General features: G+C 39.6%; 10 protein-coding genes, 1 tRNA gene and 1 riboswitch. Of the genes, 7 read left to right on the top strand and 4 right to left on the bottom strand.

The genetic code is table 11. The features are described from left to right. Nucleotides 1–128: 128 nt before the first annotated feature. The 3 genes from KF872_10330 (at nucleotide 129) to KF872_10320 (ending at nucleotide 2,126) form a co-directional block, all read left to right on the top strand. A complete protein-coding gene (locus tag KF872_10330) occupies nucleotides 129–449 on the top strand; it encodes an SUF system Fe-S cluster assembly protein (GenBank protein MBX2903941.1) in 321 nt (106 codons plus the stop codon). A 50-nt stretch (nucleotides 450–499) separates the two neighbouring features. Continuing rightward, nucleotides 500–916 carry a BrxA/BrxB family bacilliredoxin gene (locus tag KF872_10325; GenBank protein MBX2903940.1) on the top strand — a complete coding sequence of 139 codons (417 nt, stop codon included), beginning with the start codon at nucleotides 500–502 and terminating at the stop codon, nucleotides 914–916. A 124-nt stretch (nucleotides 917–1,040) separates the two neighbouring features. After that, on the top strand, nucleotides 1,041–2,126 hold the full coding sequence (locus tag KF872_10320) for a ferredoxin--NADP reductase (protein ID MBX2903939.1): 1,086 nt from the start codon (nucleotides 1,041–1,043) through the stop codon (nucleotides 2,124–2,126). A gap of 2 nt (nucleotides 2,127–2,128) precedes the next feature. On the opposite strand, the gene KF872_10315 is transcribed toward KF872_10320, so the two are convergent. After that, nucleotides 2,129–3,112: a pyruvate dehydrogenase complex E1 component subunit beta gene (locus KF872_10315; protein MBX2903938.1), complete on the bottom strand. Its 984-nt coding sequence runs from the start codon at nucleotides 3,110–3,112 to the stop codon at nucleotides 2,129–2,131. Nucleotides 3,113–3,188: 76 nt separating this feature from the next. Then, nucleotides 3,189–3,262: transfer RNA gene (locus tag KF872_10310), tRNA-His, on the bottom strand. Between the two features lie 185 nt (nucleotides 3,263–3,447). Between KF872_10310 and KF872_10305 the strand changes: the two genes are divergently transcribed. From KF872_10305 to KF872_10290, 4 genes are all read left to right on the top strand, one after another. Beyond that, complete coding sequence (locus KF872_10305; GenBank protein ID MBX2903937.1) at nucleotides 3,448–6,285, top strand: TonB-dependent receptor; 2,838 nt, start codon at nucleotides 3,448–3,450, stop codon at nucleotides 6,283–6,285. 188 nt (nucleotides 6,286–6,473) lie between these two features. After that, the gene (gene tsaE / locus KF872_10300; GenBank protein ID MBX2903936.1) at nucleotides 6,474–6,869 is read left to right on the top strand and encodes a tRNA (adenosine(37)-N6)-threonylcarbamoyltransferase complex ATPase subunit type 1 TsaE; all 396 of its coding nucleotides are present in this window, start codon (nucleotides 6,474–6,476) and stop codon (nucleotides 6,867–6,869) included. Nucleotides 6,870–6,941: 72 nt separating this feature from the next. Then, nucleotides 6,942–7,406 carry a WG repeat-containing protein gene (locus tag KF872_10295; GenBank protein MBX2903935.1) on the top strand — a complete coding sequence of 155 codons (465 nt, stop codon included), beginning with the start codon at nucleotides 6,942–6,944 and terminating at the stop codon, nucleotides 7,404–7,406. A 213-nt stretch (nucleotides 7,407–7,619) separates the two neighbouring features. Then, a complete protein-coding gene (locus KF872_10290) occupies nucleotides 7,620–8,156 on the top strand; it encodes a hypothetical protein (protein ID MBX2903934.1) in 537 nt (178 codons plus the stop codon). A gap of 44 nt (nucleotides 8,157–8,200) precedes the next feature. On the opposite strand, the gene KF872_10285 is transcribed toward KF872_10290, so the two are convergent. Next, entirely contained in the window at nucleotides 8,201–10,399 is a 2,199-nt protein-coding gene (locus tag KF872_10285; protein ID MBX2903933.1) for a TonB-dependent receptor, read from the bottom strand. 76 nt (nucleotides 10,400–10,475) lie between these two features. Beyond that, nucleotides 10,476–10,578: riboswitch (TPP riboswitch) on the bottom strand. Between the two features lie 103 nt (nucleotides 10,579–10,681). Further along, complete coding sequence (gene rpoC, locus KF872_10280) at nucleotides 10,682–15,019, bottom strand: DNA-directed RNA polymerase subunit beta' (protein MBX2903932.1); 4,338 nt, start codon at nucleotides 15,017–15,019, stop codon at nucleotides 10,682–10,684. Nucleotides 15,020–15,070: the final 51 nt, after the last annotated feature.

Below are 15,070 nucleotides of genomic sequence, written 5' to 3'. Positions count from 1 at the left end.
AATTTGGGGTATGCCTAATCTTGAGCTTATACTAAGTTCAAAGCCGCCTAATAGCTTACTTTTAACTTTTCTTTCCACAAGGTGTTTCGTAAAGGCATTTTTCGGCTTAACTTAGCAGCCGTGTAATTATGGAAGCATTAAATGAAGAACAGGTAAAAAATGCCATCATAGATGTCATAAAAACCATCTACGACCCAGAAATACCTGTAAATATTTACGACTTAGGACTTATTTACGAAGTGAATGTTTTTCCCACTTTTGAAGTGGAAATTGTAATGACCCTCACTTCTCCAAACTGCCCTGTTGCAGAAACCCTGCCGAGCGAAGTGGAAGAAAAAACTAAAGCCGTAAATGGCGTAAAAGATGTAACCCTCGAATTAGTGTTCGACCCACCTTGGGGGCAAGATATGATGAGCGAAGAAGCCAAATTAGAACTCGGATTTTTGTAAGAAATATTCAACCAACAACTCATTTTTCATTTCAATAAAATATAAAGTATATGTATCCAGCAGATTTAGTTATGCCCATGAAAGCAGACTTAACAGATGTGGGCTTTAAAGAATTAACCAATGCAGCAGAAGTAGATGCCGCCCTCCAAAACCAAAGCGGAACCACATTTTTAGTTATCAACTCGGTTTGCGGATGCGCAGCAGGCTCTGCCCGCCCCGCAGTACAAGATGCCGTAAAAACAAGTGCTAAATTACCTTCCAATTTAGTTACAGCATTTGCCGGAGTTGATACCGAAGCTACTGCACGCGCTCGCGAATACACACTGCCCTACCCTCCTTCATCGCCTTCAATGGCATTGTTTAAAGATGGTAAGCTGGTTCACTTTATTGAGCGTCACCAAATTGAAGGCAACAATGCTGCCACCATTGCTGAGCATCTAAAAAAGGTATTTGAACACTTTTGTTAGTATTTACTGTGCTGCCAACACACATTGAAAGGCATAAAATTTATCCATTATACCAAATAGCAAAAGGCTGTTCGTGCAACAGCCTCCTTTGTTTAAAAACTAAACACCTATTCGCACATTTACAATGAGCAAATTCAACAAACTAAAAGTAACTTCGGTAAATAGAGAAACACCCGATAGCGTAAGTGTATCATTCGAAGTACCTGCCAGCCTCCAAAACCAATACCAATATATTCCCGGGCAGTACCTTACTTTAAAACTCAGTATAAATAATGAATTTGTAAACCGCAGCTACAGTTTCTGCAGTTCCCCATTTGCAAACGAACCCATGACCATTGCCGTAAAAGAAGTTACCGGAGGCAAGGCTTCTACTTTCATAAATAGACACTTAAAAGTGGGCGATGAAATAGAGGTTATGGAACCTATGGGAAATTTTCATGCTCCACTAAGCGAAAGCAATCAAAAACACTACGTTCTGTTTGGCGGAGGTTCCGGCATTACGCCAGTTTTCAGTATATTAAAAAGTGTATTACTGAAAGAACCCAACAGTAGAATCACGCTCTTTTATGGCAACCGCGATGAGCAAAGCATTATTTTTAAAGAACAGTTGCAAGCTCTACAAATCCAGCACGCCACACGCTTAAATATAATACATGTATTAAATGAAACTTCATCTACTGCCAAGTACCGCGGTCTTATATTAAAAGACATGGCATTACAACTGCTGCGCGAAAACACCAACCTGCAATTTGCCAATGCCGAGTTTTTCATCTGCGGTCCGGTACCTATGATGAAAGAGGTTGAAAATGCTTTAAACGAACTTGGAATTGCCAAACAACATATACATATAGAATACTTTACGGCAAAAGCCGATGAAGATAAAACTGCTGCCAGTGTAGGTACCACCACGCCATCGACAGAACCTTTCACCGGAAAAGCTAAAGTAAAACTCATTTACGATGGCAATGAGGTTGAATTTGAAATGAGTGAAAAAGACACCGTTCTCAATGCCGCATTAGATGCCGGTTTCGATCCGCCATACTCTTGCATGGTAGCAGCCTGCTGTACCTGCCGTGCTAAATTATTAGAAGGGAATGTGGTGATGGACGACCGCGAAAGCCTCACCGATTCTGAAATTTCCAAAGGTTATGTGCTTACATGCCAAAGCCATCCTAAAACCAATGTGGTAGTTTTAAACTACGATATATAATTCTATTTATAGCAAACAGCTTTAGCAGCCTCTACTACTTTGGCAACCGATGGTAAATATGCCTCTACCAAATTAGGAGCGTAGTGCATAGAAGCATCCGCCCCACACACTCTTCTTATAGGTGCGTCTAAACAATCGAAACCATAGCGCTGTACTTGAAAAGTTATTTCCGATGCAATTGAAGTAAATGGCCAACTTTCATCTACTATTACTAAACGGTTAGTTTTCTTCACCGATTGTAAAATAGTTTCCACATCCAGTGGTCGTATGGTTCGCAAATCAATTACTTCTGCGTTAATGCCGCTTTCTGCCAAAGCATCGGCAGCACCCAAAGCTATTTTCATCATTTTATTATAGCTCACCAAAGTAACATCGGTGCCTGCACGTTTTACATCGGCCTTTCCTATTTCTATAATGTATTCGCCCTCCGGTACTTCACCCAAGTCGGAATACATCATTTCGCTCTCCATAAACATTACCGGGTCATCATCGCGTATGGCAGCTTTCAATAAACCCTTAGCATCATAAGGATTTGAAGGCGAAATAACTTTTAAACCCGGCACACTTGCCAACATATTGGTAAGCATTTGCGAGTGCTGCGCTGCCAACTGCCCCGCGCTTCCCTGCGGCCCGCGAAACACAATTGGGCAACCAAACTCCCCTGCGCTCATAGAAAGCATTTTAGCTGCTCCGTTTATAATTTGGTCGAAAGCTAAAATGGCAAAATTCCATGTCATAAATTCTATAATAGGCTTGGTGCCATTCATGGCAGCTCCTACTCCAATACCAGCAAAACCAAGTTCTGCTATTGGTGTATCAATTACGCGCTTTGCGCCAAACTCTGCCAACATGCCTTGGCTTACTTTATATGCTCCATCGTATTCCGATACTTCTTCACCCATTAAAAATACGCGGGAATCGTTGCGCATTTCCTCGCTCATAGCTTCGCGAAGTGCTTCACGAAATCTTATTTTTCTTATGCTCATGATATTGTTCGTTTCCGTTTATTTCTATTTAAAAGTGGTGCAAAATAAAAAAGGCTGGCAAGCATACCAACCTTTGGGCGACCAATGGGACTCGAACCCACGACCAACGGAACCACAATCCGCTACTCTAACCACCTGAGCTATGGTCGCCATAGCGGGCGCAAAAGTAATTTCTTATTCTGAAAATTGGAAGTTTATTCTTTAGAAAAATAAAATTTTACGCAACCACCCAACTTCTTATTGAAAAAAGATATGCTACACTTTTTCGTTTTAATGTTTTTTATATTTTCACCCGTCTTTTTCAAAAAACCAAACGAAACAAAAAAACGGACGTAATGAAAAAACTTCTCCTTTCAGGTGCATTTGCTTTATTATTTATTCTTTCTTATTCCCAAACACGAAACATTAGCGGTAAAATTTCGGATGCTGCTAACAAAGAAGCCCTTATTGGTGCTAGCGTTTCGATAAAAGGGACCACTACGGGTGTTACTACCGATTTAGATGGACGATTCAAGTTGGAAATTCCTGAAACTGCTAAAGTATTGGTGTTTTCATATGTTGGATACGAAGCAAAAGAGGTTCCAATTGGGGCAGGCGGAGTCTATAATATTACTTTAGAGCCATCTTATTTTGGTGGTAGTGAAGTAGTGGTAACTTCATCCAGAGTAAGCGAGGCTTTAAAAGAAGCTCCTATCCAAATTGAAAAGATGAATGCAAGAGAGATTGCCAATTCTGCTTCGGGCGATTTCTATCAAAGTTTAGGCAACTTTAAAGGTATAGATATTGTTACATCCTCTGCAGGTTTTCAAGTTGTAAACCTTAGAGGTTTTAGCGATACCCGTTCATTAAGAACCAAACAATTTATAGATGGTACAGATAATGAATCGCCAGGCTTAAATTTTCCGGTGGGCAACTTGGTTGGCGCCAATGATTTAGACTTGGAGAGTGTAGAGATTATTTCGGGAGCTGCTTCGGCTTTGTATGGTGCCAATGCTATGCAAGGTGTTATTTCTATGACATCAAAAAACCCATACGATTTTCAAGGGTTTGCAGCTCAAGTAAAAGGAGGTTACAAAACTGTACCCGGCCCTTATGTAGATGCTCAATTCCGATACGCACAGGCATTTGGCAAAAACCAAAAGTTTGCGATAAAACTTACCGGTGGCTATACTTGGGAATACGACTGGCTGGCAAAAGATTCTGCCTTAAATACCTATGGCGATTTAGATACACTTACCAACCCCACCTCTGTAAACGTAAGTAAAATTCTTCGCCAAAATGCTTTAAAGCCTTATGGTCCCGGAACAGATGTAACTCAAGAAGATCACGAAACTTTTGTAAAACTAAACAACTGGCTAGATTTTAATCCATGGGCAAACCCCGATAAAGTAAAGATAAGAGCTCCCGGTTTTAGAGAGCCTGAACTTATTGACCCTAAAGCGCAAAGTTTTAAATTTTCTGCATCGGCTCATTATCGCTTTAATAAAGACTTAGAGCTTTCTGCTACCTATAAATTTGGATATGGAACAGCCGTGTACCAAAGCGCAGCTCGCTACCAAATTAAAGACTTTACTTTCCACAACCCTAAACTTGAATTAAAAGGAAAGAACTTTGTAATTAGAACTTACGCTTCTATTGAAGATGCCGGAAAATCATTCAATGTAGGATTAACCGGAGCTTACCTTACCCGCCATTCTATTAAAGAAAATTATTTGCCGGAGTGGATTGGTAAATACTTTGACGTGTTAGATACTGCAACAAATGGCTTCTGTGCCGACTGTATTGGCGACAGACAAAAAGCCCCTTTAAGAGCCAACGCACGCGGACAAGCATTTTCTTATGCACGCGATTTTTGGATTCAAAGGGGATCGCACGAATTTGATTCTGTTTACAACCAACTGGTTTCCGATCCAAATTCACAAACAGGAACACGTTTCTACGATAAAAGTGCGCTCTTTCATTTAGAGGGTCAATACTCTTTCGATTTTATTAAAGCTGTAGATTTATTAGCAGGAGCTTCATACCGTTTATACCTGCCAAATTCAAATGGAACAATTTTTGAAGATACTGCCGGCAGAAGGATTAGAGTACAAGAAGTGGGCGGCTTTATTCAGGCTTCTAAAAAATTGGCTAAAGACAAACTTAGAATTATTGGTTCTGTTCGCTTAGATAAAAACTCAAACTTCCCTGTGCAGTTTTCACCAAGATTAAGCTTTGTAATTACTCCCGATAAACAAAACACCATTCGTATTAGTGCTTCACGCGCATTTAGAATTCCTACGCTACAAGAACAGTATTTATACCTAAGCATTGGCGATAACTTCTTGGTGGGTAACTTAAATGGCTACGGAAACCTATATACGCAGCGTTCCGTAGATATTTTAGACTCCCTTATTACCAATAAGTACTACACTATAGACCAAGTTGAAAACCAATTAGGCGGAGTATTAAAAACATTTGATGTAAAACCATTAAAACCGGAACAAGTAACTACGGTAGATTTGGGTTGGCGTGGAGAGTTCTTAAATAAAAAATTGTATATAGATTTTTCTGCCTACTATAGCTACTATCAACGCTTTATAGGCTTCACCAGAGTAGCAGCTCCGGCAAGCGGCACCGCAAGCGAAACAGGTCAAAATGATATTTATGCCAGCTTAACCGATGGTGGCGATACCAACTACTACAAACCTTTACAATTATATGTAAACTTAGATAAACCAGTTTCGGCATGGGGTGCTAACCTTAGCATTAGTTATTATGTTGGAAAAGGTATTACTCCTTATATCAACTATACCTATGCAGATTTGTACGATAAACCTTTTAAACAAGCCGACAACTTACAACTTACAGGATTTAACACACCACGCCACAAAATAAATATTGGGGTAAACGCTTCTAAAGTTTGGAAAGGTTTAGGCTTTTCTGCCAACTTTAAGTGGGTACCTAATTACGAATGGCAAGCGCCAATGGGAGACGGCACTATTAAAAGCTATACTACTTTAGATATGGCAATATTCTATGTAGTAGAAAAAGCTTATTCTACATTTAGAATTGGCGGTTCCAACATTTACGACAAACGCTACCAAACAGCAATTGCATCGCCATTTATTGGCGCTCGCTACTATGCCGGATGGACTTTTGACTTGGCTAACTTTGGCAACTCAAGAAAATAATAATGTAGATTCAATAGGCAACAAAATCCAACATGTAAACGGGCTACTCCTAAAAAGGTAGCCCGTTTTTTTTATAGAAGCCTAAACATCCTCAGCAATTTTAAATTATACATTTGCAACTTCACTCATTTTACAATCCACTAAACAATACTGTGGCAAAAGTTTTTGAACAAGTGCAACTTGCTGATATGGCAACGGTAGCAAAAGCAATTTTGCAACTCTTTCCAAACACAAAAGTGTTTCTTTTAAAAGGCAATTTAGGAGCAGGCAAAACCACACTCACCCAACACTTTTGCAAAGAACTACACAGCACCGATACCGTTTCCAGTCCCACCTATGCTATTGCAAACCAATACGCTACCAACAGCAGCGCCTATATCTTTCATATAGATCTTTATAGATTAAAAACCGAAGAAGAAGTATTAGATGCAGGCATAGAAGAAATGCTGTTTAGCCCACACTATTGCTTTATAGAATGGTACGAAGTTGCCCAAGCACTTTTACCAGAAAATTGTGTGCAAATAGAAATTGAAAAACAAGATACCGATACTAGAAAAATAACCGTTCAACATTTTCAACACTAAGCCATATCCCTTCTGTAATTATTTTATTTTTTTACATTAGCATTTACTTATTGAAACATACAAATACACAATATGAAAAAACTATTCAGCATTATTTTAACTGTATTAACTATTTCGGCAATAGCACAAGTAACCCACGAATACGATAAAATCGGAAAGTTTAACCAAGGAGTGGCTTTAGCTTGGAAAAACGGAAAAGTAGGCTTGGTTTCGCAAGATGGCAAAGAAATTATTAAACCACAATACGAAGCCATTAGCGGCTTTGGTAGAGATGGTTTAGCATACACTACCAAAAAAGGATTAAAAGGACTCATTAACATGACCGGGAAAGTTATTGTAGATAACATCTATGGCGATATTGGAGCCTTTCATGGTTTTTGGGCAATTACGCGCAAAAATGGACTTGCAGGTATGATAAATAAACAAGGAGCCGTATTAGTTGAAAACAAATACGAAACCATAAAAGTTGAAAAAGGAGGAATTATCCGTGCCATAAAAGAAGGCAAGGAAGTTATCTTGAATTTAAAAGATGAATAAGCAATAGTTTCAACTAACTTGTACTAAAAAACTCATTGGTAAGCCAGTGAGTTTTTTTTTATGCCTATAGTCAATATTGTTTTCACAAACTAGATATATTTTCTTATACATTCAACAACTACTACACACCTAAAACTCAACAGTAAGAACAACTCCAATCTTGAATTTTTACTCTGCAGGATTTCCGTTCTTTTTACATAAAAATAAAGACGTATGAAAAAAACACTACTCAGCTTGTTGGCATACATGCTAATAATTTCATCCTGCAACAAAGAAAACAGCAGCAAATCCGTTACACTTTCAGACGACCAAATTGCACTACAAGGTGAAGTATTTGAATTCTCTACTCATGGCCCATCTTTCTGTGGAGCAGCTATTTATGGATACTATACACACTACCGCGATGTAATTCGCCCTAATACCACACAAAACACCCCCACCGTAAATATTACACTCACCAAATTGCCCGATCCGGGGCAAACGGCAACATTCACTTTAGATAATGGTACGTGGCTATACTCTGCCACCTCCCCTGCCGGCAGAGCAACCATGCGCGTTAGCAACTATTACGATGCCTCGGCACAGCAGCAACAAAACTGGTTTAGCGACAGTCTTTCCGGCACAGTAACAGTGGCTGTTTCCAGCGCAGGAAAACCTACATTTAACTTCACAGATGTGAAACTAATTCATACTTATACCGATATGGATAAACGCAAAACTGTGAGTGGCAAAAATGTTGTTTGCCACTAGTTATAGATTACATATCCGGTAACCTTGCTGATACTTAGTTATACCTAAATTTTTAAGCGAATACCGGCTAATACATTAATACCAGCCTGCGGATAGTAATAATTATACACCACGGGAGCGCCCACTGTACCCGCAGAATAATATCTTTCACTGTAAGTATAACCATTGCTTTCAAACATATAGTTAAACAGATTATTTACCAGTACCGAAACCGTTACGCTCCTACTCTTTGCAAATTGAAATGTATATGCTGCATTAAAATTAGTATATGAATAAGGTTTCAGTTTTTTAGCCTCACTTTGCGTGTTATCTAAATACTGCTTGCTTACTGCTTTAGTGCTAAGCGATAATTGCAAACCCGGCAATGGCGAACCCATCAACTCTATTCCTGCAATTACATCGGGCGAAAATGCAATACGTGTATTGGCATAATGCTGCACCAACAATAGCGTATCTATACGATTGTAATCATCATCAAAAGTTGGCGTTTGCTGTTCAAAGTTTTTAATTTTGCTTTGAGCATAAGTTAAGTTATAGCCAATTCTAAAAATTTCGCGCTCACTTATTTTAGAATTGAAAATGATAGCACCATTCAACTCCACTCCTGCCCTAAAACTCACCGGTACATTCACACGCTGTGCATTGCCCACATCATCTAACTGCCCTGTTAACACTAACTGATTAGTATAATACATATAATAGCCATTTACATACAACGGAAATTTTCTATGTCTGAATTGATAGCCTCCTTCCCAGTCTATTAACCGTTCACTTTTTACAGCCCTATTGTATGCCACATCATCGCGGTTAGGCTCTTTATTGCCCACAGCAACCGAAGTATAAAAATGATGCAGCGGTGTTGCCGCAACCGATATTCCGCCTTTAGGATTTACAAAATGCCACTTAGAATTAAAATCTATCTGAACTTTATCGTTATCGAAACCTTTGCCATTGTAGCCCACAAAACGGTATTGCACATCTGCAAATAGCGTTACCCTTTCTGCAAAAGTATAGCTTACGCGCAGGTACACATTAAAATCGTTCTTCACCGAATTATTATCGTAATAATGTGTATTGCTTGAAAAATCGTAACCTGCATCATTCCAAATAATATTACCAAAGTGCTTGCCCCTGTATTGGCTCAGCAAGCCACCCAAATACACGTTTACATTTTTCCTTTCAAAACTTAAAGAAAATGTACTTCCGTAAAAAATATTCTGAAGCCACCGCCTGCGTATCACATCTGTTCTCGAAGCATTTAAAAGCGTATCGAAAACAGGTGCATATTTTTTCAATTTTTGATTCACTTTGTATTGTTCATAATAGCCTTTTCCCAAGGTGGTAAACAAACCTACGTTCATCGAAAACCCTTTCTTGAATCCCTGCGAAAACAGCAACTGGCAATAGTGCTGTCCATAATTATCTACCTCGTTTCGCCATGGATTTTCTTTAGCACCATAATCTGTTCCCGCGCTATTGAATCGCCTGTTTGTTTTCAACATATCTTCCGAAACTCCATTCCATGCCTGATAAGTTTTTTCATTGCCTCCAAAAGCCACCAACTTTAGCACAGTGCTTTTATGCTGCATTCCGGTTGTTACAAAATAGCTCCACAAATTGCTACTTGCACGCTCCACATATCCATTGGAGTTTAGCTTAGAAAGTCTTCCTTCTATAAAGAATTTATTCTTAATTAAACCACTACTAGCTTGCGCAGTAAGTTTCACGGTATTAAATGAACCACCCGAAACTGCAAATATACCGGATGGCTTTGCTGCAATCTTTTGTGTTCTAATATTCACCGATGCACCAAAAGCACCTGCGCCATTGGTAGAAGTACCCACGCCACGTTGCACTTGAATATCTTCTACACTTGAAAACAAATCGGGTGTGTTTACCCAAAAAACATTGTGGCTCTCGGCATCATTTACCGGAATACCGTTTATGGTTACATTTATGCGAGTGGCATCGCTGCCACGAATGCGCATAGAGGTGTAGCCAACGCCCGCGCCTGCATCGCTGGTTGAAACAACCGAAGGCGAAAAGTCCAGCATCACAGGTAAATCTTGCCCAAGGTTTACCCGCTGCAATTCAGCAGATTTAATGAGTGAAAAAGTAGTAGGCGTATTAAGCGCTGCTCGCGTAGAAGTAATAAGTACTTCGTTGGCATTAAAGGTTTTAATACTATCCGGTTCTTGAGCCGCAACCAGAAACGGCATGGTAATGAAAATAAGTTTTTTCATGGCTTTGATTTGTTTTTAAAAAATTCAAAGCCTTCTGTAATAAGTTGAAGAGCCAAGGCAGAATAGAGCAGCAATGCCGCTATTCCGCTTTCATTTCCTACGCATGTATAAACATGTTCAGGTTCAAAGGGACTCTCTCAATCTTTACCTGTTAAATAAAGATACCCCCAGAAAGCTGGCGCAATAATATGCAAAGAATTGAAACTTGTGAGTGCTTTACATAAAAAAAGAGGCTGCTTCTATAAAGAAACAGCCTCTTGGCTATTAAGTAAACGTTGTAAACTATCCTATTAGTTCTACTCCGCTTTCTTGAGTTTGTTGTACTTTCTTTTCTGTACGCTCCATATCTTCTTTTCCGGCAATAAACAATTTAGAAAACTTACGCAAGCCTGTTCCTGCAGGAATTCTGTGTCCTACAATAACGTTTTCTTTTAAGCCTTCTAAGTAGTCTTCGCGAGCAGCAATAGAAGAGGTGCTCAATACTTTTGTAGTTTCTTGGAACGATGCAGCCGAAATCCATGAACCTGTACTCAACGAAGCTCTTGTGATACCTTGCAACTGTGGTGTAGCAGTAGCCGGAATAGCATCGCGGTATTCTACTACTTTTTTATCGTTGCGTTTCAACACCGAGTTTTCCTCACGAATTTTGCGAAGGGTAAGAATTTGCCCCGGCTTTAAATTGATAGAATCGCCTGCTTCGGTTACTACTTTCTTATCAAACAATTGGTCGTTTACATCCAATAATTCAAATTTTTCAACACTTTCACCTTCTAAGAATTTGGTATCTCCCGCATCTTCAATAATCATTTTGCTCATCATCTGGCGCACAATCACCTCAATATGCTTATCGTTGATTTTAATACCTTGTAAGCGATATACTTCTTGAATTTCGTTCACCAAGTATTCTTGAACGGCAAATGGCCCTTTAATGTTCAAAATATCGGCTGGTGTAATTGCACCGTCAGAAACAGATGTTCCTGCGCGAACAAAATCTTGTTCTTGCACCAATATTTGTTTTGAAAGTGGTACAAGGTATTTTACAATTTCACCCTCGCGGCTCTCGATAATTACTTCTCTATTACCACGTTTGATTCCTCCAAAACGAACAACTCCATCTATTTCTGCCACGGCAGCCGGATTGCTTGGATTTCTAGCTTCAAACAATTCTGTAACGCGTGGAAGACCACCGGTGATATCTTTAACTTTACCCATTACGCGAGGAATTTTCGCAATAATTTGTCCGGGTTTTAAAGTATCTCCGTTTTCAATAGAAATGTGTGCACCCACCGGCAAGCTGTAGTTTTTCCAATCCTTACCGCTTTCTACCACAATGGTTGGAGCCTTGGTTTTATCTTTAGACTCGGTAATTACCTTTTCGTGGTGGCCTGTTTGCTCATCCATTTCATCGCGGTAGGTTACGTTTTCAATAATATTTTCGAAACGTACTTTACCACTTACTTCAGAAATGATAACGTTGTTATATGGATCCCATTTACAGATAACATCGTCTTTGGTTACTTTTTGCCCATCTTTAAACATGATTACAGAGCCATAAGGAACGTGTGCAGAGATTAGCACTTTATCGCTTTCAGGCTTCACAATTCTCATTTCTCCTGTTCTTCCGATAACGATATTTTGCTTTTCTCCATTTTCATCTGTTGCAGCAATAACGCGTACACCATCTAATTGTAGTACGCCTTCAAATTTGGCAACTAATTTAGATTCTGAAGTGCCCACGCTTGCAATACCGCCCACGTGGAAGGTACGGAGTGTAAGCTGTGTTCCCGGCTCACCAATAGATTGTGCTGCAATAATACCTACGGCATCGCCTTCTTCGGCTACACGGTTGGTTGCTAAGTTTCTACCATAGCATTTTACGCAAACTCCTTTGCGGGCTTCGCAAGTAAGCACAGAGCGAATTTCTACCGTTTCTATTCCGGCAGCTTCTACTGCTTTTGCTTCTGTTTCATAAATATGTTCGGCAGCGGCTACAATTAGTTCATCTGTTTCAGGATGTACAATATCTACCAATGCAACACGGCCTAAAATTCTATCGGAAAGTGATTCTACGATTTCATCTCCGTTTTTAATGGCACTAACTGCAATACCTCTTAATGTTCCACAATCTTCTTCGGTAATTACTACATCTTGTGCCACATCTACCAATCTTCTGGTAAGGTATCCCGCATCGGCAGTTTTTAAAGCCGTATCGGAAAGACCTTTACGAGCACCGTGCGTAGAAATGAAGTATTCCAATACGCTCAAGCCTTCCTTAAAGTTAGCCAGAATTGGGTTTTCGATAACCTCTGCTCCGGTAGAACCTGCTTTACGTGGTTTTGCCATAAGCCCCCTCATTCCGGAAAGCTGCTTAATCTGCTGCTTAGAACCCCTTGCTCCAGAATCCAACATCATGAAAATACTATTGAATCCTTGGCGATCTTTAGTAATTTGGTTCATCAACTTAATAGTAAGTTGATTATCGGTATGTGTCCAAATATCTACTACTTGGTTAAAACGCTCTTTATCTGTGATAAAGCCCATTTGGTAGCTCTCGGTAATTTCATCAATTTTTTCTTGAGCTTGAGCCATCAACTTCTCTTTTTCGGCAGGTACCAACACATCACCTAAATTAAAGCTCAAACCTCCTTTAAACGAGTAGAAGAACCCTAAACGTTTAATATCGTCTAAGAACTTAGCAGTGGTAGGAATATCTGTTTGGGTAAGGATATCTCCGATTACATTCTTCAATTCCTTTTTACCCAATAATTTGTTTACATAACCAACTTTTGCAGGAACAACTTGGTTGAGTATAATTCTACCTAAAGTAGTTTCTAATACCTTGGATTTAATTTCACCGTTTTCTTTAGCGGCTACACGGCATTTAACTACTGCATTTAATTCTACTCTGCCTTCGTTGAAAGCTACAATTGCTTCTTCGGCACCATAGAAAGTTAAGCCTTCTCCTTTAATTTTTTCTGCCTCAGTACTTTTCTTAGCCTTGGTCATGTAATACAAGCCCAACACCATGTCTTGCGAAGGAAGTGTAATTGGTGTACCGTTTTGCGGGTTCAAAATGTTGTGCGATGCCAACATGAGCATTTGAGCTTCCAGTATTGCAGCATTGCCTAGTGGCACGTGTACCGCCATTTGGTCACCATCAAAGTCGGCATTGAAAGCCGTACAAACCAATGGGTGTAACTGTATGGCTTTTCCTTCTATCAATTTCGGCAAGAATGCTTGAATAGATAATCTGTGAAGTGTAGGAGCACGGTTCAATAATACCGGATGTCCTTTCAACACGTTTTCCAAAATATCCCAAATGATAGACTCTTTTTTATCAACGAGTTTTTTGGCGCTCTTTACGGTTTTAACAATACCTCTTTCAATAAGTTTGCGGATAATAAATGGCTTAAACAATTCCGCAGCCATATCTTTTGGCAAACCGCATTCGTGCAATTTTAATTCAGGTCCCACCACAATTACGGAACGACCTGAATAATCCACCCTCTTTCCTAATAAGTTTTGACGGAAACGACCTTGCTTTCCTTTTAATACATCGCTCAAAGATTTCAATTGGCGACCACCTTCTGCTTTAACGGCATTAGATTTACGTGAGTTGTCGAACAAGGAATCTATAGCCTCTTGTAGCATGCGTTTTTCGTTACGCAAAATCACCTCTGGGGCTTTAATTTCTAGCAATCTTTTTAAACGATTGTTACGAATAATTACTCTTCTGTAAAGGTCGTTTAAGTCTGAAGAAGCAAAACGTCCACCATCTAAAGGTACTAACGGGCGCAACTCCGGTGGTATTACCGGTAAGTGCTGAACCACCATCCACTCAGGGCGATTTTCCACATGCTCATTAGCTTCGCGGAAGGCTTCTACTACGCTCAAGCGTTTTAGCGCTTCGCTTTTACGCTGGCGCGAAGTTTCGTTGGCAGCAGCATGGCGCAACTGGTAGCTTAACTCATCTAAATTGATGCGGCTCAACAGTTCTTTTACTGCCTCTGCACCCATTTTAGCTACAAACTTATTGGGATCGGTATCTTCTAACTGGTAGTTATTCTTCATGATTTCGTTGTCGAAAACAGAAAGATACTCTTCCTCTGTAAGCAAGTCTAAGTAAGCTAATTTACGCTCTTCTTCACCTTTTTCAGTTTGCAGCATAACACCTTCTACTGCCTTACCCGGTTGAATTACCACATAACGTTCGTAATAAACAACACTCTCTAATTTTTTAGAGCTCATACCCAGCAAATAGCCGATTTTATTTGGAAGGCTCTTAAAATACCATATATGCACAATAGGCACTGTTAATTTAATATGCCCCATGCGCTCTCTGCGCACTTTCTTTTCAGTAACTTCTACTCCACAACGGTCGCACACGATTCCTTTGTAACGAATGCGCTTATATTTTCCGCAGTAACATTCAAAATCTTTAGTAGGCCCGAATACTCTTTCGCAAAACAAACCTTCCATCTCGGGTTTGTAAGTACGATAATTGATGGTTTCCGGTTTTTTAATTTCACCGTGGCTTCTATCCAAAATAGAGTCTGGACTTGCCAACATAATGGTGATTTTAGAAAAATTAGGATTTAGGCGATTTTCTTTTTTTGCCATGTATGTGAGATTATATTTATTCCAAATCTTCTCAAAGAAGCCCAAGTGAAG

The sequence above is a fragment of the Chitinophagales bacterium genome (assembly GCA_019638515.1).
Classification (GTDB): domain Bacteria; phylum Bacteroidota; class Bacteroidia; order Chitinophagales; family LD1; genus UBA7692.
Note: the sequence above shows the minus strand (reverse complement) of the source record. Positions and strands in the feature narration are given on the sequence as shown.

Bases quoted from the DNA above. Each gene is read 5' to 3' on its own strand.
- KF872_10305 (MBX2903937.1), top strand. From the start codon at position 3,448: ATGAAAAAACTTCTCCTTTCAGGTGCATTTGCTTTATTATTTATTCTT.
- tsaE (MBX2903936.1), top strand. From the start codon at position 6,474: ATGGCAACGGTAGCAAAAGCAATTTTGCAACTCTTTCCAAACACAAAA.
- KF872_10295 (MBX2903935.1), top strand. From the start codon at position 6,942: ATGAAAAAACTATTCAGCATTATTTTAACTGTATTAACTATTTCGGCA.
- KF872_10320 (MBX2903939.1), top strand. From the start codon at position 1,041: ATGAGCAAATTCAACAAACTAAAAGTAACTTCGGTAAATAGAGAAACA.
- KF872_10315 (MBX2903938.1), bottom strand. From the start codon at position 3,112: ATGAGCATAAGAAAAATAAGATTTCGTGAAGCACTTCGCGAAGCTATG.
- KF872_10285 (MBX2903933.1), bottom strand. From the start codon at position 10,399: ATGAAAAAACTTATTTTCATTACCATGCCGTTTCTGGTTGCGGCTCAA.
- KF872_10290 (MBX2903934.1), top strand. From the start codon at position 7,620: ATGAAAAAAACACTACTCAGCTTGTTGGCATACATGCTAATAATTTCA.
- KF872_10330 (MBX2903941.1), top strand. From the start codon at position 129: ATGGAAGCATTAAATGAAGAACAGGTAAAAAATGCCATCATAGATGTC.
- rpoC (MBX2903932.1), bottom strand. From the start codon at position 15,019: ATGGCAAAAAAAGAAAATCGCCTAAATCCTAATTTTTCTAAAATCACC.
- KF872_10325 (MBX2903940.1), top strand. From the start codon at position 500: ATGTATCCAGCAGATTTAGTTATGCCCATGAAAGCAGACTTAACAGAT.